20 protein-coding genes and 3 pseudogenes are annotated in these 22,788 nt (G+C 72.7%); 10 read left to right on the top strand and 13 right to left on the bottom strand.

Annotated elements, in window-relative coordinates; translation table 11 throughout:
* Positions 1 to 253: 253 nt before the first annotated feature.
* The gene (locus AB0947_RS28140) at positions 254 to 2,182 is read left to right on the top strand and encodes a maleylacetate reductase and hydroxyquinol 1,2-dioxygenase domain-containing protein (RefSeq protein WP_366753122.1); all 1,929 of its coding nucleotides are present in this window, start codon (positions 254 to 256) and stop codon (positions 2,180 to 2,182) included.
* A gap of 17 nt (positions 2,183 to 2,199) precedes the next feature.
* Positions 2,200 to 3,972 (top strand): FAD-dependent monooxygenase, encoded by a 1,773-nt coding sequence (locus AB0947_RS28135; protein ID WP_366753121.1) that lies wholly within the window; start codon positions 2,200 to 2,202, stop codon positions 3,970 to 3,972.
* A gap of 192 nt (positions 3,973 to 4,164) precedes the next feature.
* Here the strand turns inward: AB0947_RS28135 and AB0947_RS28130 are convergent, their stop codons facing one another.
* Positions 4,165 to 5,034: a helix-turn-helix domain-containing protein gene (locus tag AB0947_RS28130; RefSeq protein ID WP_366753120.1), complete on the bottom strand. Its 870-nt coding sequence runs from the start codon at positions 5,032 to 5,034 to the stop codon at positions 4,165 to 4,167.
* Positions 5,035 to 5,378: 344 nt separating this feature from the next.
* Positions 5,379 to 5,927: a phosphatase PAP2 family protein gene (locus AB0947_RS28125; protein ID WP_366753119.1), complete on the bottom strand. Its 549-nt coding sequence runs from the start codon at positions 5,925 to 5,927 to the stop codon at positions 5,379 to 5,381.
* 339 nt (positions 5,928 to 6,266) lie between these two features.
* Between AB0947_RS28125 and AB0947_RS28120 the strand changes: the two genes are divergently transcribed.
* On the top strand, positions 6,267 to 6,869 hold the full coding sequence (locus tag AB0947_RS28120) for a helix-turn-helix domain-containing protein (RefSeq protein WP_366753118.1): 603 nt from the start codon (positions 6,267 to 6,269) through the stop codon (positions 6,867 to 6,869).
* A gap of 115 nt (positions 6,870 to 6,984) precedes the next feature.
* Here AB0947_RS28120 and AB0947_RS28115 read toward each other — a convergent pair whose 3' ends face one another.
* Positions 6,985 to 8,424 (bottom strand): MFS transporter, encoded by a 1,440-nt coding sequence (locus AB0947_RS28115; protein ID WP_366753117.1) that lies wholly within the window; start codon positions 8,422 to 8,424, stop codon positions 6,985 to 6,987.
* A gap of 154 nt (positions 8,425 to 8,578) precedes the next feature.
* On the opposite strand from AB0947_RS28115, the gene AB0947_RS28110 reads away from it, so the two are divergent.
* The gene (locus AB0947_RS28110) at positions 8,579 to 9,463 is read left to right on the top strand and encodes a helix-turn-helix transcriptional regulator (RefSeq protein WP_366753116.1); all 885 of its coding nucleotides are present in this window, start codon (positions 8,579 to 8,581) and stop codon (positions 9,461 to 9,463) included.
* Between the two features lie 67 nt (positions 9,464 to 9,530).
* On the opposite strand, the gene AB0947_RS28105 is transcribed toward AB0947_RS28110, so the two are convergent.
* Positions 9,531 to 9,719: a hypothetical protein gene (locus tag AB0947_RS28105; RefSeq protein ID WP_366753248.1), complete on the bottom strand. Its 189-nt coding sequence runs from the start codon at positions 9,717 to 9,719 to the stop codon at positions 9,531 to 9,533.
* 178 nt (positions 9,720 to 9,897) lie between these two features.
* On the opposite strand from AB0947_RS28105, the gene AB0947_RS28100 reads away from it, so the two are divergent.
* Positions 9,898 to 11,481, top strand: coding sequence for a N,N-dimethylformamidase beta subunit family domain-containing protein (locus AB0947_RS28100; protein WP_366753115.1), 1,584 nt, complete (start codon positions 9,898 to 9,900; stop codon positions 11,479 to 11,481).
* Positions 11,482 to 11,517: 36 nt separating this feature from the next.
* Here AB0947_RS28100 and AB0947_RS28095 read toward each other — a convergent pair whose 3' ends face one another.
* Entirely contained in the window at positions 11,518 to 11,880 is a 363-nt protein-coding gene (locus AB0947_RS28095) for an antibiotic biosynthesis monooxygenase (RefSeq protein ID WP_366753114.1), read from the bottom strand.
* A 98-nt stretch (positions 11,881 to 11,978) separates the two neighbouring features.
* Between AB0947_RS28095 and AB0947_RS28090 the strand changes: the two genes are divergently transcribed.
* Positions 11,979 to 12,527 carry a GNAT family protein gene (locus tag AB0947_RS28090; protein WP_366753113.1) on the top strand — a complete coding sequence of 183 codons (549 nt, stop codon included), beginning with the start codon at positions 11,979 to 11,981 and terminating at the stop codon, positions 12,525 to 12,527.
* On the opposite strand, the gene AB0947_RS28085 is transcribed toward AB0947_RS28090, so the two are convergent.
* The 4 genes and pseudogenes from AB0947_RS28085 to AB0947_RS28070 all read right to left on the bottom strand — a co-directional run bounded on the left by AB0947_RS28085 (position 12,473) and on the right by AB0947_RS28070 (position 14,733).
* Positions 12,473 to 12,973 (bottom strand): hypothetical protein, encoded by a 501-nt coding sequence (locus AB0947_RS28085; RefSeq protein WP_366753112.1) that lies wholly within the window; start codon positions 12,971 to 12,973, stop codon positions 12,473 to 12,475. The genes AB0947_RS28090 and AB0947_RS28085 overlap by 55 nt on opposite strands.
* Positions 12,970 to 13,287 (bottom strand): hypothetical protein, encoded by a 318-nt coding sequence (locus AB0947_RS28080; RefSeq protein WP_366753259.1) that lies wholly within the window; start codon positions 13,285 to 13,287, stop codon positions 12,970 to 12,972. The genes AB0947_RS28085 and AB0947_RS28080 overlap by 4 nt, the downstream gene beginning before the upstream one ends.
* A gap of 106 nt (positions 13,288 to 13,393) precedes the next feature.
* A pseudogene (locus AB0947_RS28075) lies at positions 13,394 to 14,260 on the bottom strand (S-methyl-5-thioribose-1-phosphate isomerase); the annotation flags it as partial.
* A complete protein-coding gene (locus AB0947_RS28070) occupies positions 14,182 to 14,733 on the bottom strand; it encodes a CGNR zinc finger domain-containing protein (RefSeq protein WP_366753111.1) in 552 nt (183 codons plus the stop codon). The gene AB0947_RS28070 and the pseudogene AB0947_RS28075, both read right to left, overlap by 79 nt.
* A 189-nt stretch (positions 14,734 to 14,922) precedes the next feature.
* On the opposite strand from AB0947_RS28070, the gene AB0947_RS28065 reads away from it, so the two are divergent.
* Entirely contained in the window at positions 14,923 to 16,122 is a 1,200-nt protein-coding gene (locus AB0947_RS28065) for an MFS transporter (RefSeq protein WP_366753110.1), read from the top strand.
* Here AB0947_RS28065 and AB0947_RS28060 read toward each other — a convergent pair.
* Complete coding sequence (locus AB0947_RS28060; protein WP_366753109.1) at positions 16,088 to 16,471, bottom strand: hypothetical protein; 384 nt, start codon at positions 16,469 to 16,471, stop codon at positions 16,088 to 16,090. The genes AB0947_RS28065 and AB0947_RS28060 overlap by 35 nt on opposite strands.
* 88 nt (positions 16,472 to 16,559) lie before the next feature.
* Between AB0947_RS28060 and AB0947_RS28055 the strand changes: the two are divergent.
* Positions 16,560 to 16,751 (top strand): annotated as a pseudogene (locus AB0947_RS28055) (ankyrin repeat domain-containing protein); the annotation flags it as partial.
* 67 nt (positions 16,752 to 16,818) lie between these two features.
* Here AB0947_RS28055 and AB0947_RS28050 read toward each other — a convergent pair.
* Entirely contained in the window at positions 16,819 to 17,532 is a 714-nt protein-coding gene (locus AB0947_RS28050) for an SDR family oxidoreductase (protein WP_366753108.1), read from the bottom strand.
* 108 nt (positions 17,533 to 17,640) lie between these two features.
* On the opposite strand from AB0947_RS28050, the pseudogene AB0947_RS28045 reads away from it, so the two are divergent.
* Positions 17,641 to 18,589 (top strand): annotated as a pseudogene (locus AB0947_RS28045) (aldo/keto reductase).
* Positions 18,590 to 19,067: 478 nt separating this feature from the next.
* A complete protein-coding gene (locus AB0947_RS28040) occupies positions 19,068 to 20,219 on the top strand; it encodes a YbfB/YjiJ family MFS transporter (protein ID WP_366753247.1) in 1,152 nt (383 codons plus the stop codon).
* Positions 20,220 to 20,267: 48 nt separating this feature from the next.
* Here AB0947_RS28040 and AB0947_RS28035 read toward each other — a convergent pair whose 3' ends face one another.
* Together AB0947_RS28035 and AB0947_RS28030 are read right to left on the bottom strand one after the other, a co-directional pair.
* Positions 20,268 to 20,963 carry a type 1 glutamine amidotransferase domain-containing protein gene (locus AB0947_RS28035; protein ID WP_366753107.1) on the bottom strand — a complete coding sequence of 232 codons (696 nt, stop codon included), beginning with the start codon at positions 20,961 to 20,963 and terminating at the stop codon, positions 20,268 to 20,270.
* A gap of 128 nt (positions 20,964 to 21,091) precedes the next feature.
* A complete protein-coding gene (locus AB0947_RS28030; protein WP_366753106.1) occupies positions 21,092 to 22,327 on the bottom strand; it encodes an epoxide hydrolase family protein in 1,236 nt (411 codons plus the stop codon).
* Positions 22,328 to 22,788: the final 461 nt, after the last annotated feature.

The raw sequence follows: 22,788 nt of genomic DNA, 5'->3' as shown, positions 1-22,788 counted from the left end.
GGACGTACGGCTCCGGCTGTGTCGTGCGCGGTGTGCCGGCCCGGACGTACAGCCCCCGCCGTCGCGTCCCCCGTGCGCAGGCCCCGGAAATACGACCCGGCCGTATCGTGCCCGGTGCACCCGCCCCGGACGCGCACGCGTGTTTTGTGCAGCGTGGCGCGCGCATCGTGCAGGACGACGTGCCTGCCTCCTGCGCACACTCGGTGATCCAAGCCATCGGCGCACACCGGATGACAGGCGGAGGCAGAACTCAATGCGGACGTTCGTCCATACATCCCGTCCCTCGCGGGTCGTCTTCGGGTCCGGCACGGTGGACCGGCTCCGCGAGGAGGTCGAGCGGCTCGGCCGCTCCCGTGTCCTGCTGCTGTCCAGCCGGCCCCTGGCCCGCACCACCACACGGGTCCGCGAGGCGCTCGGGGACCTCGTGGCGGCGGAGTTCGGCGGTGCCGCCATGCACACCCCGTTCGAGGTGACCGAGCAGGCGCTCGACGTGCTCACCCACGCCTCGGCCGACGTGATCGTGGCCGTCGGCGGCGGCTCGACGACCGGCCTGTCCAAGGCGCTGGCCCTGCGTACCGACCTCCCGCAGGTGATCCTGCCGACCACCTACGCCGGTTCCGAGGTGACCCCGGTGCTCGGCGAGACCCGGGACGGGCGCAAGGTCACCCAGTCCTCCCCGGCGATCCTGCCCGAGACCGTCGTCTACGACGTCGACTTCACCCTCGCGCTGCCGCTGCCCCTCACGGTGACGAGCGGCGTCAACGCCCTCGCGCACGCCGTCGAGGCCCTCTACTCGGCCGACGCCGACCCGGTGACGGACCGGCAGGCCCTCGACGCGATCTCGGGCATCGCCCGGGCGCTGCCCCGGCTGGCCGCCGACCCGGCCGACCCGGAGGCCCGGGCCGGCCTGCTGCACGCCGCCTGGCTCGCCGGGACCTGTCTCGCCACGGTCGGCATGGGCCTGCACCACAAGCTCTGCCACACCCTCGGCGGCAGCTTCGGCCTGCCGCACGCCGAGACCCACACCGTCGTCCTGGCACACGCCATGGCGTACAACGCACCCGCCGTCCCCGACGTCATGCGCCGCATCGCCGACGCGCTCGGCGTGCCCGACGCGCCGAGCGGTGTGTACGACCTGATCGTCTCCCTGGGCGGCCCCACCTCGCTGCGCGACCTCGGCATGGCGGAGTCCGACCTGGCGCGCGCCGCCGAGCTGGCCGCCGCGACGCCGTACCCCAACCCGCGTGAGCTGACCACCGAGGGCATCGGTGAGCTGCTGGCCGGAGCCTGGCAGGGACGCCGCCCGCAGGGCCCGCCCTCGACGGAGGCGAAGCTGGCCCGGCTCACCGAGGAGGTGGTGGCCAGCTTCGCGCACGCCCCCGACCCCCGGGTCCGTACGCTGATGGCCGACCTCGTCCGGCACCTGCACACGTTCGTCGCGGCCAACGACGTCACGAACGCCGAATGGCAGTACGCCATCGACTTCCTCACTCGTACCGGGCAGATCTGCGGTCCGACCCGCCAGGAGTTCGTGCTGCTGTCCGACACGCTCGGCGTCTCCAGCGCGGTGGACCTGCTCACCAACTCCCGCACCCCCGGCACCACCCCGTCCGCGGTGCTCGGCCCCTTCTACGTGGAGGGCCCGCCCGAGGCCGCGCCCGGCAGCGACATCTCCGGCGGCCTGCCCGGCACCCCGCTGTGGGTGGACGTCCGCGTCACGGACGGCGAGGGCGAGCCGGTCAAGGACGCGGTGGTGGACGTGTGGCAGTCCAACGAGGACGGCTTCTACGACGTACAGCTCCCCGACCTGGAGGGACCGGTGCTGCGGGCCCGGCTGCGCAGCGACAGCCAGGGGCGGGTCACCTTCTGGTCCATCCTGCCCTCGTACTACCCGATCCCCGCCGACGGACCGGTCGGGCAGATGCTCGACGCGGTCGGCCGCCACCCCTACCGGGCGCCCCACCTGCACTTCATGTTCGACGCGCCCGGCCACCGCCGGCTCGTCACGCAGCTGTTCGTGGCCGGCGGAGCGTACCTGGACAGCGACACCGTCTTCGGCGTCAAGGACGAACTCGTCGTGGACTTCACCCCGGGGTCCGGTCCCGCCCCCGACGGCCGTCCGGTCGACGGCCCGTGGTGCCGGCTCGACTACACCTTCCGTCTCGCCCCCCAGGCCGGATGACCGAGGAGCGCACACCCATGACGACCACCGACCCGCTCGACGCCTACGACACCGACGTCCTCGTCGTCGGCAGCGGCCCCGCAGGCGGCTCGGCCGCCCTGCTGCTGGCCACCTACGGCGTCCGCACCCTGCTGGTGACGAAGTACGGATGGCTCGCCAACACCCCCCGGGCGCACATCACCAACCAGCGCACCATGGAGGTCCTGCGCGACCTCGGTGTCGAGTCCGAGGCGCTGGCCCTCGGCAGCCCCTCGCACCTGATGGGGGACACCGTGCTGTGCACGGCGCTCACGGGCGAGGAGATCGGCCGCATCCGCAGCTGGGGCACCGGCCCCGCGACGGCCACCGAGTACTCCGCCAAGAGCCCCTGCGAGATGATCGACCTGCCGCAGACCTATCTGGAGCCGATCCTCGTCGACAACGCGGCGGCCCGCGGCGCCAAGGTCCGCTTCGACACCGAGTTCATCAGCTTCGAACAGGACGGGGACGGGGTCACCGCCCTGCTGCGCGACCGGGTCCGGGGCGACGAGTTCACGGTCCGGGCCCGCTACCTGATCGGCGCCGACGGCGGACGCAGCGCGGTCGCCGGGCAACTCGGCCTGCCCTTCGCCGGCCGCATGGCCAAGGCCGGCAGCATGAACATCGTCTTCAAGGCCGACCTCGCCCGGTACTGCGCCCACCGTCCGAGCGTCCTGTACTGGGTGCTGCGGCCCGGCGCGGACACCGGAGGCATCGGCATGGGCCTGGTCCGCATGGTCCGCCCCTGGAACGAGTGGCTGCTGGTGTGGGGTTACGACATAGAGCAGCCGCCGCCGCGGGTCGACGAGGAGGCCGCGCGCACGATCGTCCGCGACCTCGTCGGCGATCCGGACCTGCCGGTGGAGATCACGTCGACCTCGCTGTGGACCGTCAACCACGCCTACGCCGAGGAGTACGCGAGCGGCAGGGTCTTCTGCGCCGGCGACGCCGTGCACCGCCATCCGCCGTCCAACGGACTGGGCTCCAACACCTCGGTCCAGGACGCGTACAACCTCGCGTGGAAACTCGCGATGGTGATCCGCGGTGAGGCGGGCCCCGCGCTGCTCGACAGCTACACGGCCGAACGCGCCCCCGTGGGGCGGCAGATCGTCGAACGGGCCAACCTCAGCCGCGACCAGTTCGGGCCGGTCTTCGACGTGCTCGGCGTCGGCGGCGGCAGCGACGCGGAGGCGATCGCCGAAGGGATCGCGGCGATACGGGCGCGGACACCCGAGGGCGCCAAGAAGAGGCGGCGGCTGGAAGAGGCGATCCAGCTGAAGAACTACGAGTTCAACGCGCACGGCGTGGAGATGAACCAGCGGTACGTCTCCGGCGCGGTGCTCCCCGACGACAGCCCGGCCGAAGTCTGGGCGGGCGACCGCGAGTTGGTGCACCAGCCGACGACCCGGCCGGGCGCCAAGCTGCCGCACGCCTGGCTGGTCGACGCACAGGGCGAGCGCGTCTCCACGCTGGACGCCGTCGGTCACGGAGTCTTCACCGTGCTGACCGGCCTGTCCGGCGGTGTCTGGGACACGGCCGCGCGCGCCTGCGCTGACGCCCTCGGCGTACCGCTGCGCGTGGTCCGCGTCGGTGACGACGACTACCGTGACGCCTACGGCGAGTGGAGCCGCGTCAGCGAGATCGCCGAGGACGGCGTGCTGCTGGTGCGCCCGGACGGACACGTCGCCTGGCGCCGGGCCACCGCCGCCGGGACCGACGAGGCGGCGCGGGACGAACTCCTCGGCGCGCTCCGCCACGTCCTGGCGCGGTAGGGGAGGACCCGGTCGGCCTCACCCCGCGGCACACCCTCACCGGGCGGCTGCGAGCGGCTGTGAGCGGGGGAGTGGGCAAGGGGTGCGGAACTCCCGTCGGGCCGCGGCGGGCGGGGCACCCGGACGGCGGAGGTGTGCGTCCGGGCGGGCCGGGCACCGGCGCTGGAACGCCGGGAGCCGTGGCCGCGCCGGTCAGCCCGCGCGGCGCAGTGCGGCGGGGGTGGTGCCGAGCCGGGCGCGCATCACCCGGGTGAGGTGCTCCTGGTGGGAGAACCCGCAGGCGACGGCCACCTCGGCGATCGGGTCGGTGCCGGCGCGCAGCAGCCGGCAGGCCCGCTCCAGGCGCAGGCCGAGCAGGAACTGGTGCGGCGACTGGCCCGTGCTCGCCCGGAACTGCCGGGTGAACTGGCTGCGGCTCAGTGAGGCCGCGTCGGCGAGGTCCGCGATCGGCAGCGGTTCGGCCAGCCGCTCCTCCATGAGCGCGCGGACGGCGGCGAGCCGGCGTGCGGACAGCCCGGTCCGCCGGTCCGCCGGCACGGCCTCCCGGACGCCGTGCCGGCGGGCGAGCTGTGCGGCGAGCATCCCGGTCAGGTGGTCGGTGTAGGTACGGGCCGACGGCTCCCACGAGCGCACCGCGCCGGCCAGCGCGAGCAGGAGCTGCTCGGCCAGGGGGTCGGTGGCGCCGAGTTCCTCGGACAGCTCCACGCGCCGTCCGTCGTTCGCCTCGCACAGCGCGTCGTCGGTGAGGTAGGCGTGGACCGTGTCGAGCGTGCCGCCCAGTTCGACGGCGAGCGTCCGGCCGGCCGGCTGCAGGAACAGCCCACCGGCCGGGATGGTCCTGGACCGGGTGACCGCACCCCGTCCCCGCCGCACGGTGACGGGGCCGCTCAGGTGCAGGATCAGCAGATGCGTGGGCGCCGGATCGAAGGCGGCACGATAGGGCTGCTCCTCCTGGACGGAGACGTACAGCCGCTCCCACCCGAGCCCGGCACTGCTGTGCCGCGTCCGTACGCCGGGTTGCCGAAGGATGCCGACGGTGTCGGCCAGGCCCAGCTCCGCCATGGTGCGACCTCCTCGTGGCACCGAATGTAGTTGAATAGTAAACCGTAATGGCGGGAACGGAAGGGTGTGCGGCATCACCGGCACACGGAACACGGTGGCGAGTGCGTCGCGGAACCGCTCAGGCGGCGCTCGTGGCCCGGTCGCACCGGGCCGGCGCCGGCACGGTCGCGAGGTACGCGGTCGCCAGGAGGCCGCCGGTGTCCCCTACCCGCGGCAGCAGCCTGCAGGCGGTGCCGAGTCGGAGCGCAGCCGTCGCCGCCGGAAGCCTTCCGGCTCCCGTACGACGTCGCCGGCCGCGGCTCGCGCCCCGATAGCCGTTCACGGGAGGGCGCTTGGGGGCCGGGTCACCGCCGCACGCGCAGCACCAGTCGCGGAAGACGCCTGACCAGCCAGGCGCTGGCCAGTCCGATCGCGGCACCGGCGGCGACGTCACTCGGGTAGTGGGCGCCTGACTGCACCCGCTCCACCGCCACCAGCGCGGCCGGCACCGCGCAGACCGCCCCGGCCGACGGCCACGAGGGGGCGACCGCAGCGGTGAAGGCCAGCGCGGCCGCGGTGTGCCCGGAGGCGAACGACGAGGAACCAGGCCGGTCCTCGACCCCGTCGTGGGGGATCCACTCCTTGGGCGGACGCGGGCGGTCGATCACCTGCTTGCACACACCGTTGCACACCAACTGCGCCAAGCCGAGGGCCGCGATGCCCGCCACCGCGGCCTTACGGCCCTTCCACCCGCCGACCCCGGCCATCACCGCGGCGGCACCCCACCACAGCTTGGTGGCTTCCGCCGTTTCCTCCACCACCGACAGCGTCCGGTGCACCTCGGGTTTCCGGCAGGAAGCCATCCGCTTGGTCAGCCGGCGGTCCATCTCACGCACTAGGGCAAGCAACCTCATGACCTGCTGGTATCCCGCGCTCACCGGATCACGCGCGTCCGGATCCGGCACACGTACCGACCCGTCCCCGCGGCGCCCTAGGCCGATGTGCCGAGGCAGGATCGGGCTGCGGGCGGGTTTCCACGCCCGGCCGCGTCGCTAGCGTGGGCGGTCAGCCACGATCACGCGCGTGCCGCTCCCGGCCTGTCCACGCACCCCGGTGGGGCGGACGGCCGCCACGTGGACGCACCCGAGGAGTTCGATGGCCATCAGCGGCCACCCATCCCTTCTCCCGGTCGAGTGCCGGCACGGCTCCCGTTCCGGCCCGCGCACCGGCAAGCCGCTCCCGCGGAGCCACACATGACCGAGCCCCCGGACGATCCCGCCGGGGAACGCGCCGACGCCGTCCGCAACCGCGCCCGGCTGCTGGAGGCGGCTGCCTGGCTGGTGGCCGAGCGCGGCGCCGAGCACCTGACGATGCATCAGGTCGCGCAGGCGGCCGGGGTGGGCAAGGGCACGCTCTTCCGCAGGTTCGGCGACCGCAACGGCCTCCTGCTGGCCCTGCTGGACGACGTCGAGGCGGACTTCCACGAGGCGTACACCTGCGGCCCGCCTCCGCTGGGGCCGGGAGCACCGGCGAAAGACCGGCTGACGGCCTTCGGGCGCGCTCTGATCGAGCGCGCCGCCGACGAGACGGACCTGGGCCCGGCGCTGGGACGCCAGATTCCCTGCGAACGGCGTCAGACCACGCACTACGGCCGGGCCTTACGCCACCACGTCCGCTCGCTCCTGCGCGAGGCGGGTGTCGTGGGCGACCACGCCCTGCTCGCCCACGCCCTGCTCGCCTTCGTGGACCTGGAGACCCTGGACGGCTTGCGCAGCGAGGAGCGGGTCACCACCGTGCGGCTGCAAGACACGTGGGCGGACCTGGTACGTCGGGTGACCGGCGCCGATGAGCGGTGAACGGCGCCCGATGACCTGACAGACGACGTGCCGAGATGCCGGAACAGGTGGGCGTCGGGGGTGGCGAGGCCGCCGCGGTGCCGGCAGGCCCCGGCGGCCGGCGGCGGCACGACGGTCACTTCCGGTACGTCCGCCGGAGGGGTGGCCGTCCGTCGGCCCGCCGGGCGGCTCCCCTGCGGGGCACCATGCGGGGAGCGGCCAGCGCGGCGGCCAGGGCCACGGCGGCGGCCAGCAGGAGGCTGACGCGCAAGCCGTGTTCGAAGCCGCCCGAGGCGGACAGCAGCGCGCCGAAGACCGCGACGGCGAGCGCTCCGCCGAGCTGCCGGCTGGTGTTGAAGACGCCGCCGGCGGTACCGGTGTGGTGCGCGGGAACGTGCTCCAGCAGCAACGCCGTGGTCGGCGGCATCACCAGCGGCCCGGACAGGCCGACGGGGATCAGCAGCAGCGAGGTCACCCACACCGGTACCGAGGCCGGTACCGCGGCCAGCGCTATGGATCCGGCCGCGATCAGGACCAGGCCGGCGACGACCGGAACCCGGGGGCCGGTGCGCTCGGCGACACGCGCGGAGAACGGTGTCAGCACCGCACTGAGCAGCATCATCGGCAGGAAGGCGACCCCGGCGCCCAGCGCGGACAGGCCGTGCTGCTGCTGGAAGTACAGCGAGTACAGGAACGGCAGCCCGTAGAAGCCGACCATGAAGGCGAACCCGATGCCGGTGGCGACGACCACGGTCGGGGAGCGGAAGAGAGCCAGCGGCACCATCGGGTGGGCCACCTTCGACTGCGCCGCGACGAACGCGCCGAGCGCCACGACCGCGACGCCGAGCGAGACCGGCACCCGAGGCGCGGTGAACCCGGCCGCTCCGGCCTCGATCGCGCCGAAGGCGAGGCCGCCCATCGCGAGGATGGCGGTGATCTGCCCGATCCAGTCGAACGGTGCCGACCGGGTCGGCGAGTGCGGAGCACGGGCCAGCAACAGCAGGGTGAGGGCGCCGACCGGCAGGTTGATCCAGAAGATCGCCCGCCAGGAGACCAGGCTCAGTACGCCGCCGAGGACCGGGCCCGCCGCGGCGGCGACGGCGCCGCCCATCGCCCACACCCCCACCGCGCGCGCCCGGCGGGCCGGGTCGGGGAACGCCTGGCGCACGAGTGCCATCGAAGTGGGCATGGCCACGGCCGCACCGATGCCCTGCACCGCGCGCGCGGCGATCAGCACCCCCAGCGACGGAGCCAGCCCGCACGCCACGGAGGCGACCCCGAACAGGACAAGCCCACAGGCGAACGCCTTGCGCGCGCCGATCCGGTCCGACAGGGCACCGGCCGACAGCAGCAGGGCGGCGAACATCAGCGTGTACGCGTCGACCACCCACTCCAGGCCGTTGATCCCGCCGCCCAGCGCGTCCCGGATCGAGGGCAGGGCGACGTTCACGATCGTCGCGTCCAGGGTGATCATGAAGAAGCCGAGGACGGCTGCCGCCAGCGTCGCCGTGGCGTGCCGGCCGGTACCGGGTGCGCCCACCTCCGGCGACCGGCGCGAGGAAGCGGTGAGAGGCATGACGGTGCGTGATCCTCACGTGTAGGGGACGGGTACGGGCTCGCCGGCCCGCTGACCCCTCCACAGCACCACACACACCGTCTGACCTGGGAGTCCTTGCGGGGAGGGGTACTGGCAGGGACCCTCCGCACCCCTGGTGTCCTACGCTGAACCCGTGCCGACCGACACCGTCCGCGAGGACATCCGCACCTTCCTCACCAGCCGACGTGCCCGCCTCACGCCGCGGCAGGCCGGTCTGCCCGACTTCGGCGGGCGGCGGCAGGTCAGCGGCCTGCGGCGCTCGGAGGTCGCCCAGCTCGCCGCGATCAGCGTCGAGTACTACACGCGCCTGGAGCGCGGCAACGTCGGCGGCGTGTCCCAGGAGATCCTCGACAGCCTCGCCGCCGCCCTCCGGCTCGACGACGTCGAACGTGCCCACCTGAACGCCCTGGTGCGCGCCGCCAACGCGCGCCGGCGCGCCGGTGACCGCGACGGTGGCGCCGTACACGTACGGGACAGCGTCCAGCAGGTCCTCGACGCCATGACCGGCGCCGCCGCCTTCGTCCGCAACGCCCACCTCGACGTCCTCGCCACGAACCAGCTCGCCCGCGCCCTGTACGAAGAGGCGCTCGACACCGCCGGGGAACCCCCCAACCTGGCACGCTTCGTCTTCCTCGACCCGCGCGCACACCGCTTCTACCGCGACTGGAACGGCATCGCCCACGACGCCGTCGGCAGCCTGCGCGCCGAAGCCGCCCGCACGCCCGGCGACACCGACCTCGCCGACCTCATCGACGAACTCGCCTCCCGCAGCGCCGAATTCGCCGACCGCTGGGACGCACACGACGTCGAGTACTACCGCAGCGGCCGGCAGCGCTTCCACCACCCCGCCGTCGGTGACCTCGACCTCGACTACGACGCCCTCGAAATCCCCGCCGACCCCGGCCTGACGATCGTCACCTACACCCTCGCCCCCACCGCACCCCACGCCCCCACGTTCCTCCGGCTTCACCACCACATGCCGGCTCCCGCCACGGGGCCGGACCCGGCGGCGCGGTGACACGGAGCCCGACGACGCCTCCCGGTGCGGGGAGGGGACGGCGCCGGCCGCCGGGTGGGCGCGCACGTCAGCCGGCGGAGCCGTCGCCGGAAGAGGCCTCGGCCGCGCGGCAGGCCGCGCACACGACCTGCGCGGCGGGCCCGTAGCGGCGCGTCAACCCCTGGCAGCGTGCGCAGTAGCCGACCTGGTTCGGAGTACAGCCGAGCAACAGGGCGGCCGCGGCTCGATCCGTCGAAGGGGCGATGCGCCGAGGCATCTCCTCCACGTGTCCGAATGTACGGCCGTCCGCCGCTCCGGGCAGCTCGTCAGGGCCTCGGCACGCACGCCGGGGCCGTGCGGGCAGAGCGTGCGGGACGGGAGCGCGCGACCCGTACGGCTGTGCCACCGTGGCACGGAGGGACGCGTAAGAGGCGAGCGCAGCCACGGGAGGCGTCATGAGCATCGGTCCTGCCCGTCAAGGAGACCCGGACGACGGGGCGGCACCCGCGGGGCGGCCCGGACGCAGGCGCTTCCTCGGAGCGTGCGCCGGCCTCGGGCTCGCCTCGATGACGGCGGCCTGCGACGCGTCCCCTCCCGCCCACGGACGCCCCCGGGCGGCCCTGTCCCACCGGCCCGAAGCGGAACGGGACCGGCCCGGGACACCCGATTGGCGTATCACCTCCCGGGGCCCCGCCCCGGCCGTCGCCGGCTACGCGGACCGGGTGAGCGTGACACCCGGCGAGGAGTGCGGCCTGTACGTGTCGACGACCGCGTCGTCCTTCCGGGTCTCGGCCTTCCGCGTCGGCTGGTACGGCGGCAGCCAGGCCCGGCTCGTATGGTCGTCCGGGCGCGTAGGCGGCCGCGTCCAGCCGGAACCCCGCTTCCTGCCGGACACCCGCACCGTGCGCGCGGACTGGCCGCGCACGCTCACCGTCGGCACGGCCGGCTGGCCGGAGGGCGCGTACCTGCTGCGGCTGGACGCGGACAGCGGCCACCAGCGCTACATCCCGCTGATCGTGCGCTCCACGCGGGGCACGGGCCGAACGGTCCTGATCCACGCCCCCGCCACCTGGCAGGCGTACAACCGCTGGGGCGGCTACAGCCTCTACGCCGGTGCCTCCGGCGCGTACGCCACCCGCTCCCTGGCCGTCAGCTTCGACCGCCCCTACGACGCCGACGGCGCGGAGAAGTTCATGGTGTACGAACGGGCGGCGGTGGTCCTGGCGGAACGGCTCGGCATACCCCTCGCCTACACCACCGGCACGGACGTGCACCGCGACCCGGAGATCCTGCGCGGCGCGGCCGCGGTGGTCTGCCTGGGGCACGACGAGTACTGGACCCCTCAGCAGCGCCGGCATGTCGCCCAGGCCCGCGACGCCGGCACCAACGTGCTCTTCCTCGGCGCCAACACGTGTTTCCGCCGGGTCCGCCTCGCGCAGGGGGAGACACGGCCGGACCGTACGGTGGTCTGCTACAAGACCTCCGTACGGTCGGACCCGCTCTACACCACCCAGCCCGCCCTGGCGACCACCGACTTCCGCCAGTCCCCGGCGCCGGATCCGGAATCCTCGCTCACGGGAGTGCTCTACGAGGGGTACCCGACGGACGCTTCGTACGTGGTCCACGCGGCGGACCACTGGCTGTACGAGGGAACGGGCGTACGGCCCGGCGACGCCTTCGACCATCTGGTCGGTGTCGAGTACGACCGGGTCACACCCGCGGCCCCCGTCCCCGGGCCGCTGGAGATCACGGCCCACTCGCCTCTGGTGTGCGGTGGCCGGCGCAGCCACAGCGACTCCGCCTACTACACGGCTGCCGGCGGTGCGGGCGTGTTCGCCACCGGCACCATGCGCTGGGTGGAGGCCCTCATGGCCGGCACCCCCGACGGCGGCCGCGACCACGGAATGGACGCCCGGACCCGCGCCTTCGTGACCCGCACGACGGAGAACGCCCTGCACGCCTTCGCGCAGGGTCCCGCCGCCCGACACCGCCCGGCGGCCCGTGCGAACATCAGCGAGCTGTACAGGACCCGTACATGAGGCGGCACCGCGGAATCCGCACCTTCAGCCCGCGGCTCAGCCCTCCTCCGGCACCCGCGATCCTTCCTCCTCACGGCTGAAGGCATAGGCGCGCTCCACGCGCGCGACCTCCACGCTGTACGAGGAGTACCAGCGCTCACGTCCGAGCCGCTGTGCCTCGACATGTTCGGGATGAGCCTTCCATGCCGCTATCGAGGCCTCGTCCGCGTAGTAGATGACGACGAGATCCCGGCCGTCCTCGTCCGTCAGCGACTCACGGCCGAGATAGCCGGGCTGCGTCTCACCGAGTTCGGCCATGCGCTCGCCCATCGCGGCATAGCCGTCGAGATCCGCGGCGGGCCGGGTAGTGATGATCACGGCGTAATACGGCGGCTTGGGACGGACGAACGAGGTGGTCATCTGAGGAGCCCTCCGTCAGTAAGGAGCGTGGCAGCCAAGACTACTGGCGTTACCCACCTCCAGTCCCGAGTGATTTTTGGATCGGCTAGGTTTGCCCCATGTTCGAAGGCAAGCTGGTCAGACTGCGCGCGCTGCGCCCCGAAGACGCCGAGCACCATGTGCGGTGGCGCAACGACCCGGAGGTGGTTCGCTGGGCCGCGGCGGGAGACCCGCTGTTCGGCCCGGTCACAGCGGAAGCGATCCAGCTGGGCTTCGACACCATGCTGCGACTGAACCCCAGGGAGTCGGCCGTGTTCACGGTCGAGGACCTGGCGGACGGGAGCGTGATCGGCATGGCCGACTACCGGGACCTGGACCCCTACGCCGGAGTGGCCACCCTGGGAGTCACCATCGGTGAGCGGGAGTTCTGGGGCCGCGGCCACGGCAGTGACGCGTTGCGGCTGCTCGTGGACCACCTGTTCGGCGCGTACTGCCTGAGCCGGCTGGAGCTGGACACCTGGAGCGGCAACGAGCGTGCCGTGCGCGCCTTCACCAGGCTGGGCTTCCGCGAAGAAGGCCGCCGCCGCTCGGCCGTGCCGGTGGCGGGAGAGCGCTACGACCGTGTGCTCTTCGGCATGCTGCGCGAGGAGTGGGCGAACCGCACGTGAACGCCGGCCGCGGCCCGTTCTCCGCTCACACCCCCGCGGACGCCAAGCGGATGGCGCAGAAGCGCGGTACCTCCCCCATGTCGTACCAGTGCCTGATACAGGGCGAGGACCTCCTCCTGGCCGGCCTCCCCGGAGAGGGCGTGATCGGTGGGCCGGCGCCGGAACTCGACGTGGTGAGCGCCGAGTTCGGCCTCGGTCCGCGCCGGATCGGTGGTGCGCAGGAGCGTGTCCCGACCGCTGTCGGGCATGATCTGCAGGACTGTCACTTGCTCTCTCCTTGTCGTGTCTCCTCGTAGCGGCGCCTGACGGTTCGTCGGATCGTCAGGCGTGTGTGGTCCGGGCGGTTCGGCGGAGGCCGGGTGGGGGACGCGTACGCGGTGCGCGGCGAACAGCTCGTAGCCGCGCAGGCGTTCGCGCCCGTTCAGCTCTTCCAGCTCGGTGATCACCGCGAGCCCGCAGACCGTTGCCCCGCAGGCCTCGACGAGCCGGGTCGGGCGCCGGCCTGCACCTCGAGTGAGTCGGCGCCGTACTCCAGGCCGTAGTCCACCGACAGCGCGTCACCGGGCAGCTTCCCGGGCTTGCGGCCGAGCACCAGCGGACTGCCCGTCCGTTGCGCGACGATGGCGCCGAGAGGGAAACCGCGCGCCTCCAGGGCGCGTACGACGTCGCTCCGGCCCCGGAACCTCTGCGTCACACCCGGGGCGATGTCGTCGAGCAGCGCGTGGTCCCGGTAGACCCACGCCAGGTCCTGGAAGGCCACCCCGTCGTGGAGGGAAGTCCGGCACCTCCCGGCAGCGCGAGGCGATGCGCCGGGACAGGACCACCGGATCGGGCCCCCTGGCGGAGCGGCCGCGTGCCACCTGCTCCGGAGCGACCGGCCGGCCCGCGTGGTGGGTCACCTCGTCGGCGGGACGTTCCTCGACGGCGATGTCCCGGCCGGTGGCGGTCGAGGGGTCCCGTGTCGATTCGGGCGCCACGACGACGAACGGCACACCGGCCCGGGCCGCCGCGGCGGCGAGGGAGTATGTGCCCACCTTGTTGGCGACGTCCCCGTTCCCGGCGATCCGGTCCGCGCCGACCAGTACGCAGTCCACCATCGCCCTGCCGAGGGCGGCGCGGCCCGCGGAGTCGACGCACAGGCGGTGCGGGATGCCGGCCTCGGCCAGTTCCCAGGTGGTCAGCCGGGCACCGTGGAGCAAGGGGCGCGTCTCGTCGACCAGCACCTCCTCGACCAGCCCCTCGGTTGCGAGGTCGCGGACCGCTCCCAGGGCCGTGCCCCAGGCCGTGGTGGCCAGGCGCCCGGTGTTGCAGTGGGTGACAACGCGTAATGGCCGCCGTGGGCAGAGCACTTTCCCCAGGTCGGCGGCGCGCCGGGCCGCCGCCCGGTTGATCTCCTCGTCCTCCCGCAGCATGGCCCGGGCTTCGGCGAGGACGGCCTCGGGGCCTTCCCCGAGCCTGGACAGGGCGCGGTGGACTCCCCGGGAGAGACTGACGGCGGTGGGCCGGGCCCCGGCGATGCGTGCCGCGTCCGCGTGGACGGCGGCCGTGTCGACGACTCCGCCGGCACTGCGCCGGACGGCCGACAGGGCGACGCCCAGGGCGCCGGCGACCCCGATGGCGGGGGCTCCGCGTATGGCCAGCGATGGGAATCGGGTCAGGGCTGCTCGTCCGCACGGGTACGCCGGCGGTAGGCGGCGGCGTTGATCCTGCTGCCGCAGCTCCGCTTGGAGCACCAGCGGCGGGTACCCGCCTGGGAGCGGTCGACGAAGAGACGGGTGCAGGGCTCACCGGAGCAGTGCCGGATCAGCAGGTGGTCGGGCCCGCCGAGCAGGTCGCTGGCGCTCGCCCCGAGGGTGGCCAGCACCTCCTGGACCCCGCCGCGGCGTTCCACCCGGCCCACGGCGTGGAGCGTGAGACGGACCGGTGGGTGCGCGGCGGCCCGCCGGACCCGGGCGACGTCCGCGGAGTCGTACGGTTCCCCTTCCGCGGCCGCCAGGGCCAGCCGGTAGACCGCCTCACGCAGCGCGCGTGCCTCGGCCAGTTCCGCGTGGCTCACCGCCTCCAACCGGTCGACCACCCCCGCCTCGACGGCCCAGCGGGCGAAGTCCTCCGGCTCGCCCAGCAGTTCCCTCCGGCGAGTCGTGCGCCACGCCATGGTGGCGGCGAAATCAAGGGCGAGGTGATCACTGACGAAGGCGAAGCTCACCCCCCGAGTATGAGCGGTCCGGACGCCGGACACACATGCCGTCATACCTTCAGGGTATGACGTAGAAGGCGAGCCGCGTCGAGCGCCATGCCGCGCACGCGGCACGTGGAGCGCCCGAGCAGCGGGGTCCCGGTCTGGAGGCAAGCGGTGCGTACGCAGACGTCAGTGAAGCCGGAACGGCGTTCAAGCATGCGGAAGTGGGTGCTCGTCCCGTACCTCCAGGTGGCCCTGCTGGTGCGCCTCGCCTCCGAAGGAGCACGAGTCGGCCTGGTGGTGCTCGCCGTGGACCGCACGCGCAGCACCGGCTTCGGAGGCGCCCTCGTCGCGGCCCTGCTGGTGCCCAGTGTCGTCGCCGCCCCGCTGGCCGGCGCCCTCGCCGACCGGGTCCGGCGACGCCGGCTGTTCCACGGTGGCTGCCTGGTCTTCTACGGGACGGGACTGGCCGCCGTGGCGATGCTCGTCGGACGGGCCTCCGCCCTCCTCGTCCTGGCCGTGGCGGCCGCCGCGGGCTGCTGCACCCCCCTGCTGACCGGGGGCCTGACCAGCCTGCTGGGCGACCTGCTGCCGCCCGCGGCGCTGGGCCGTGCCTTCAGCCTGGACGCCGTCTCCTACAACCTGGCCGGAATCGCCGGGCCGGCCCTCGCCTCCACCCTCGCCGCGGCAGCCGGTCCCGCCCGCGCCCTCGCGGCACTGGGCGCCGGAGCCGCCGCGGGCGGTGCGCTCGTCTTCGCCCTGCCGCTGAAACCCCGCGTCCCGGGAACCCCTGTCCCGCGCCCCGCCGATCTGGGTGCCGCAGTCGTCCTGCTGCTCCGCGACCCGCCGCTGCGCTCGCTCACGTGGGCCAGCGCGGTGGGCCAGCTCGGGATCGGGGCGTTGCCCGTGGCCTGTGTGATGCTCGCCGTCCGCTACCAGACGCCCTGGGCCGCCGGGGGTCTGATGACCGCCATGTCGCTCGGCTCGCTGACCGGCTCCCTGGTGTACGCCTGGCGGCCGTGGGGCACCCGCCGCCCCGAACTGACCGTCCTCGTCATGCTGTTCGCCACCGGAGCGGCGCTGGCCACCGTGCCCTGGACGGACAGTGCCGGCGCGACGGCCGGCGGCTTCGCTCTGGCCGGGTGCTGCACCGGCCCGCTCTTCGCCGCCCTGCTGACCGGGCGTGACCGCTACGCGCCCCCGGCCGCCCGCACCCAGGTGTTCACCCTGGGAGCCGGCATCAAGGGCGCCTTCGCCGCGGGCGGGGCCGCGCTCGCGGGCGGCTGGCAGTCAGCCGGGTTGGGAGGTCTCGTCGCGGCGGTGGCAGGCTGCCAGGTCCTCGCGGCGGCCCTGGGCGCGCTCCTGCTCAGGGAACGACGTATCAGCGGGTCAATAGGAAGGCGGCGGCCAGCATGACGAGCACGGAGACACCACAGAACGCGAGGTGCGAGCGCGGATAGTCGTACCGCTCGCGCGTCACTCCGTTGTTGATCTCGTGCGCCCACACCGCGAACAGCTTGCGGCTCGGGTACATGCCGATCGTCAGCCCGATGAGCGCGAACGAGCACAGGACGAGCATGTCCGCCAGAGCGAAGCCGCGCCAGGACCCGAAGGCCACCGCTCCGGTGCCGCACACCACCCAGATGAAGGGATAGACCGTCCAGAACCTCTGCATCGGTATCCATGCGGCCATGGCGGAGCAGTGGATCACGAGGGCGGTGACAGCCAACAGCCACGGCCCGTCCGTGGTGAGCGACGTGAACACGGCCTTCCCTCAGAGTCGTTGAACCCGCCAAAGAGTAACAGCGAGGTAAGGAAGGACCGTTGGGCATCACTGGTCACGGGCCGTCAACGGGCACCAGCCCACCCCGTTGTGCGCGGCCGCGTGCTGGGGACACACCGAGACGGTACGTGAACTGTTGACGCGCGGGGCCGACCCGAACCTACGGGAAGACCACGGAACGGGCTGGGCACCCCTGGACCGGGCGAACAACGGCCCCCACCCCGAGAGCGTCCGGCTCCTCACGGCAGCCGGAGCGAAGCCCTTCATGAAGTCGATGAGCTGGACGGTGTCGCGCGAGATGATCCAAGGCCCCCCGGCGCCCCCGCCCGTCAGTGGCCGGCGCTCTGGCCGCCGTCGACGTGGAGGATCTCTCCGGTGACGAAGGGCGCGTTCTCGAGGTAGACGATCGCGTCGACGACGTCACTGATCTCGCCTGCCCGGCCGAGAGGGTGGAGGGCGGCCAGCATGTCGTCGGAGTCGTCCGAGTGCATGGGGGTCTTGACGACGCCGAGGGCGACGGCGTTGCTGCGGACGCCCCGGCCGGCGTACTCGATCGCCAGGGCCTTGGTGGCGGACTGCAGACCCCCCTTGGTCAGGGAGGCCAGCACGGAGGGCACGGCGGAGTTGGCGTGGTCGACCAGGCTGGTGGTGATCTGGACGATGTGTCCGCCTCCCTGGCGGGTCATCTGTTCGACCGCGAGTTGGGTAATGCGGAAGAACCCGGTCAGATTGACACCCGTCACCGCTTCGTAGTCGTCCTGCGTGTACTCGGTGAACGGCTTCCCGATGAAGATGCCCGCGTTGTTGACCAGTGTGTCGATGCGCCCGAAGCGTTCCAGTCCGGCGGCGATGACGCGCTCGGCGGTGGCGGGGTCGGCGATGTCACCGCGCACGGTGACGACGCCGGGGTCCTCCGGCGCGGCGATGCCACGGGCGGTGGCGACCACGCCGTACCCGAGCTTGCGGTAGGCGTCCACCAGCCCGGCACCGATGCCCTGCGACGCACCGGTGACGACCGCGACCTTCTCCACGGGAGTACTCATGACTGTCCTCTCGGCCGGGACCGCGCGCAAAAAACACTTTCACCGACATACTGACCGAGAATCCCCCGGAGGGCGCTTCGGGCGACCCTCACGCTCCGCGACGCTCCCATGCGCTGGGAGTCCTGGCCTGTCACCTGGGAGACGACAGGTCCCGGCCCAGGCACTCCTGGCCTTTGCCTCCCTCCGTACGGCCGCCTGGGTTCGCGTAGTCGACCGATCGGTCCACGACCTCCGGTCGCGCTCTTCACCGATCCCCTTACCGGAGGCAGAGATCAGCGTGAACTCGTCGGCCGGGCCCTGGCCGGCCGGCGCGAGCAGGCCGTGATCGCCACGAAGGTCGGTTTGGAGTGCATCGACCCCGTCGGCGGCCCCGGCGGCGCCCCACTGGTCAGGCCCAACGGCCGGCCCGAACACGTCCGTGCCGCCCTCGACGCCGGCCTGCGCCGCCTGGGCACCGATCACGTCGACCTCTACCAGCTCCACCGCGGCGACCCCGCCGTACCGTTCGAGGAGACCTGGGGCGCCCTGGCGGAGGCGGTCACGGCCGGCAAGGCGCGTCACATCGGCGTCCGAAGTGAGCGTCGAGCAGATCAGGCGCGCCCAGACCATCCACCCGGTCACCACCGTGCAGTCCGAGTTCTCCCTGTGGACCCGCGACGTCCAAGCGGAGGTCCTGCCCTACTGCGAGGCACAGGGCATCGGCCTGCTGCCGTGCTCGCCGCTGGGCCGCGGCTTCCTCCTGGGCCGGTTCAGCTCCTTCGACGAACTGCCGGAGAACGACCAGCGGCGGCGACTGCCCCGGTTCCAGCAGGACAACCTGCGGGCCAACCTCGCCATCGCCACCAAGGTCCGCGAGGTCGCCGACCGCGTCGGCGCGGCCCCCGCGCAGGTCGCGCTGGCCTGGCTCGTCGCCCAGGGCGAGCATGTCGTCCCCATCCCCGGCACCAAGACACCGAAGTACCTCGCCGAGAACGCGGGCGGTGCGGACGTCCGGCTGTCTACGGCCGACCTCGCCCAGCTCGACAGCATCCCGGCCCCCGTCGGAGCCCGGTACTGAGCCTCGCCCGGCGCCGGCGGGAAGCGGCCGGGACGGACCGTCGAGGGCCTGGCGGGTACGGCGTCCCAGGTGTGCTGTCCCGGTATGTTGGTGACACGCATGCCGGGTGCTTGAGCGCCGCAGGAGGCTGAGGCTCCCAGCAGGGAGGACACCGGTCCTGGAGCCCGCGCCCATGGCGGGCGCAAGCTGGGGCTGTGGACATCGGACAGCACACCTGGGGCCCGCTGATGAGGCGGCCGGCCACCGCCTCGAATCCACCCCCCAGCCGGCCCACGCGGAACCGGCGGACCTCGCGACCGCCGCAGGCCGGCCCGGACGAAGGGGCCCCGAGTACGTGATCCGCGACTGGACCGTCGAGCATCCCGAGGAAGACCGCATGACCGAGACGCCGTCACCCCGCCGGGCCCGAGTCGGGGGGGAGGCGATCCGCTCACCCTGGGCCCACATCGCACAGGCCGCCGCCGCCCTGGCGACCGGAATGGGAGTGGGACGCTTCGTCTACACCCCGATCCTGCCGCTGATGCACGCACAGGCGGGACTGTCGGCCGAGGCAGGGGCGAACCTGGCCACCGCCAACTACGTGGGGTACCTGGTCGGGGCGCTTGCCGGGACCTTGCTGCCGCGGCTGGTGCGTTCCGCGGCCGTGCTGCGCGGCAGCCTCCTGGGACTGACCGCCTCCCTGGCCGCGATGCCACTGGCCCACTCCACCACCCCGTGGCTGCTGCTCAGGCTGGCCGCCGGGGCCTTCAGCGCCCTGATCTTCGTCATCGCCGCGAGTTCCCTGCTCAGCCATCTGCGCGACCACCCGGCCCACCTGCCTGGCTGGGCGTTCGGCGGAGTCGGCGCCGGGATCGCCCTGTCGGGCCTGCTCGTGCTGGTGCTGCGCACGGTCGGCACCTGGCGGGTGGCGTGGTGGGCCTCCGCCGCTCTGGCCGCGGCACTCGCCCTCGCCGCGTGGGGCCTGCGACCCGAGCCGGCGCCCCGGCCCACCTCGTCCGCGGCGCACACGCACGCCGGAAGCGACGGACCCGGCACCAAGCGCTGGTTCAACACCCTGTTCGCCTCCTACACACTGGAGGGGATCGGGTACATCATCGCCGGCACGTTCCTGGTCGCGGCCATCGAGCAGGCCTCGCCCGGCTGGATCGGCAGCGGCGCCTGGGTGCTGGTGGGCCTGGCAGCCGTTCCGTCCTCCGCGGTGTGGGCCGGCCTGGGACGCCGCTGGTCCCGCCCGGACCTGCTGCTGGCCGCGCTCGGTGTGCAGGCCGTGGGCATCGCCTTGCCCGCACTGGTCGGCGGGGTGGCGGCGGCACTGATCTCCGCCGTGCTCTTCGGCTCGACCTTCATCGGCGTGAGCACGCTGGCCCTCGCGACCGGCGCGCATCTACGGTTCCCCCGCGCCGTGGCCCTGTTGACCGCCGGATACTCGATCGGTCAGATCCTGGGCCCGCTGATCGCCAGGCCCTTGCTGCACCACGGCTACCACCAGGCCCTGATCCTGGCCTCTGTGGTCGTCCTGGCCGCGGCGCTCGCCGCCCTGGTTCTCCGCATCGGCTTCCCGCACCACGTACCGGCACCGGGTGACCTCGTCCGGCGCCCGACGACGGCCCCCGGCCGCCGGCAGGGCTAGGGAACGCCGGCTCCGACTACACGGAATTCATCTCATGCGGAAATCATCTCACTTGAGGAGTTCAAGCAGCCGATCCGCCAGAATCGCCGCCGAATGAGGGTTCTGGCCGGTGATGAGGTTGCGGTCCTCCACCATGTACGGCTCCCAGATGGGACCGCGGCTGAAGTCGACGCCGACCTTCTCCTTCAACTCGGTCTCCAGCAGCCACGGTACCCGGGACGCGAGCCCGACACCCTCCTCCTCCTCGTCGGTGAAACACGTGATCCTGTACCCCTTGAAGGGCGACTCGCCGTGAATCCTGGTGGCGAGGATCGCGGAAGGGGCGTGGCACACGATCGCGAGCGGCTTGCCCGAGGCGAGTTGCGCCGTCAGCAGCCGGCCGGCGTCGGCGTCGACCGACAAGTCCGCCATCGGGCCGTGGCCACCGGGCAAGTACACCGCGTCGTAGTCCTCGAGACGGACGTCCGACAGCTTCAGGGGCCGACGCATCACCTCCGCGGACCGGATGATGGCCTCCAGTTCGAGAGCGCCTTCCTCACCGCCCGCCATGGAGGGGCGCAGGCTCATCATGTCGACGTTGGGGGTCACGCCACCCGGTGTCGCCACCACGACCTCATGGCCGGCTTCCGTGATCTTCTTGTACGGCACGGCGAACTCTTCAGCCCAATAGCCGGTCGCGTATCTGGTGCCGTCCTTGAGTATCCAGTACGTCGCCCCGCTCACTATGAAGAGTATTCTCGCCATCGCGCTCCGCCTCCTCGACCCCGCCCGAGTCGTTGTGGAATTTGACTTTTTGCCACCCTAAGCGCGCACTCGGCCCACCGCATGTCGGCGCTTTTCTGCGGGATCTTCGAAGCACCGGAGGCCCTCCTTCAGGGCCTGCGGCCGTGGAAGGTGCGGCGCAGGTCGCTCACCCAGGCGTCGGGGTTCTCCCAGGGGATGAAGTGGCCTCCGTGGTCGTGGGCGTTGACGTTGACGTGGTTGAACCAATCGGCCTGTGGACCGGTCTTGAACGCCCGGACGCGCTCGTCGGCGGTGCGGATGCCGGGTGGGTTCTCGTACGTGACGAAGGTGAGGCCGACCGGGGCCTGCACGACCGGGGTGCGGTCGTGGGCGGGGGCCCACGGGTAGCGGTTGGCGTTGGCGTAGTAACGCATCGACGTGGCGATGGAGTTGTTCACCCAGAAGATGGTGGCGTGGGTGAGCAGGTCGTCCTTGGTGAAGACGGATTCGAGGTCGCCGGCGTTGTCGCTCCAGGCGTTCCAGCGCTCCAGCAGCCAGGCGAGCAGTCCGGCGGGTGAGTCGCTCAGCCCGTGGGCCAGGGTGGCGCCGTCCAGCATGTGCACGGCGAGGTGGGACGCCCAGCGGTGGTCCTGCTCGATGATCCGGGCGCGGACGTCGGCGGGCTGGTCGTCGCCGAGGGGGCGGTTCCGGGCGAAGTCCCATGCGCGGGGGCCGTTGAAGAAGTCGAGCGGCAGACCGGAACCGATGTGGATGCCGTACAGCTCGTCGGCGTACTTGTGGCCGAGCTGGCTGGAGACGACGCCGCCGATGTCGCAGCCTCCGGCGGCGTACTTCTCGTACCCCAGGGTCTCGGTCATCAGGGTGTGCCAGAGGTCGGCGACCTTCCAGAAGTTGACGTCCGGGAAGCCGGTGAGCGGGCCGGGGAAACCGAAGCCGGGCAGGGACGGCACGATGACGTCGAACGCGTCGGCGGGGTCGCCGCCGAACGCGGCCGGATCGGCGAGCGGGCCGATCACCTTCGACCAGTGCCAGAACGTCCACGGCCAGCCGTGGGTGAGGATCAACGGGATCGGGCGGGGACCGCGGCCGGGCTTGCGCATGAAGTGCACCGGGACACCGGCGACGCTCACCTGGTAGTGCTCGTGGACGTTGATGGCGGCCTCCGCCTTCCGCCAGTCGTAGCCGTCCCGCCAGTAGGCGACCAGCTCACGGAGACAGCCGGCCGGGACGCCGTAGGACCAGTCCTCGTTCCCCTCGTCCAGCGGCGGACGGGTCAGCGTGAGACGGGCGCGCAGGTCGTCGAGCACCTCGTCGGACACATGGATCGAGGTGGGGACCAGGGGGAAGGCGCGCGGGATGATCATGCCGTGATTCCTTACTGGACAGGGGGCGAAGCGGTGCCGTGGGCCTGTGGGGTGGACAGGCGGCGAGCCTGGCCGTTTCAAGGAGCGGGGGCAGCGATGCGACGAGTGCCTTGCCGGTGACGCTGGGCGAGCAGGCCGGCCAGACCACCGATGCACTCCTTTCGCCGCGACACGACCATCTTGGCACCGGCGAACGGGACTTGAGGCAGCACGCCCGGCTACGGTGCCGCGGTCCAGCCGCAGCGAAGCCGCGGCCACCGAAGCCGTGGCGCTGCGCCGGGCCCATGCCCCATGCCGGGCGGTAGGACGGCGTAGGTTCGCGCTACGAGCACGGACGGAGACCACACGACTCGTCGCGCCCCGCACGCCCACGGGACGCTCACCCGTCCGGCCGATGCCTTCCCGGGTGCGCCTGCCGCGCCGTGCGGGGCGACATACGCGGTCCCGGTGGTACGGGGGAG

This window comes from Streptomyces sp. NPDC047841 (assembly GCF_040704085.1).
In the GTDB taxonomy this organism is placed as follows: domain Bacteria; phylum Actinomycetota; class Actinomycetes; order Streptomycetales; family Streptomycetaceae; genus Streptomyces; species Streptomyces argyrophylli.
This window is presented reverse-complemented; position numbering and strand designations above follow the sequence as displayed.

Bases quoted from the DNA above. Each gene is read 5' to 3' on its own strand.
- AB0947_RS28030 (WP_366753106.1), bottom strand. From the start codon at position 22,327: ATGATCATCCCGCGCGCCTTCCCCCTGGTCCCCACCTCGATCCATGTG.
- AB0947_RS28120 (WP_366753118.1), top strand. From the start codon at position 6,267: ATGACCGAGCCCCCGGACGATCCCGCCGGGGAACGCGCCGACGCCGTC.
- AB0947_RS28065 (WP_366753110.1), top strand. From the start codon at position 14,923: ATGCGGAAGTGGGTGCTCGTCCCGTACCTCCAGGTGGCCCTGCTGGTG.
- AB0947_RS28035 (WP_366753107.1), bottom strand. From the start codon at position 20,963: ATGGCGAGAATACTCTTCATAGTGAGCGGGGCGACGTACTGGATACTC.
- AB0947_RS28050 (WP_366753108.1), bottom strand. From the start codon at position 17,532: ATGAGTACTCCCGTGGAGAAGGTCGCGGTCGTCACCGGTGCGTCGCAG.
- AB0947_RS28100 (WP_366753115.1), top strand. From the start codon at position 9,898: ATGAGCATCGGTCCTGCCCGTCAAGGAGACCCGGACGACGGGGCGGCA.
- AB0947_RS28105 (WP_366753248.1), bottom strand. From the start codon at position 9,719: ATGCCTCGGCGCATCGCCCCTTCGACGGATCGAGCCGCGGCCGCCCTG.
- AB0947_RS28135 (WP_366753121.1), top strand. From the start codon at position 2,200: ATGACGACCACCGACCCGCTCGACGCCTACGACACCGACGTCCTCGTC.
- AB0947_RS28125 (WP_366753119.1), bottom strand. From the start codon at position 5,927: ATGAGGTTGCTTGCCCTAGTGCGTGAGATGGACCGCCGGCTGACCAAG.
- AB0947_RS28115 (WP_366753117.1), bottom strand. From the start codon at position 8,424: ATGCCTCTCACCGCTTCCTCGCGCCGGTCGCCGGAGGTGGGCGCACCC.
- AB0947_RS28040 (WP_366753247.1), top strand. From the start codon at position 19,068: ATGGGAGTGGGACGCTTCGTCTACACCCCGATCCTGCCGCTGATGCAC.
- AB0947_RS28090 (WP_366753113.1), top strand. From the start codon at position 11,979: ATGTTCGAAGGCAAGCTGGTCAGACTGCGCGCGCTGCGCCCCGAAGAC.
- AB0947_RS28095 (WP_366753114.1), bottom strand. From the start codon at position 11,880: ATGACCACCTCGTTCGTCCGTCCCAAGCCGCCGTATTACGCCGTGATC.
- AB0947_RS28140 (WP_366753122.1), top strand. From the start codon at position 254: ATGCGGACGTTCGTCCATACATCCCGTCCCTCGCGGGTCGTCTTCGGG.
- AB0947_RS28130 (WP_366753120.1), bottom strand. From the start codon at position 5,034: ATGGCGGAGCTGGGCCTGGCCGACACCGTCGGCATCCTTCGGCAACCC.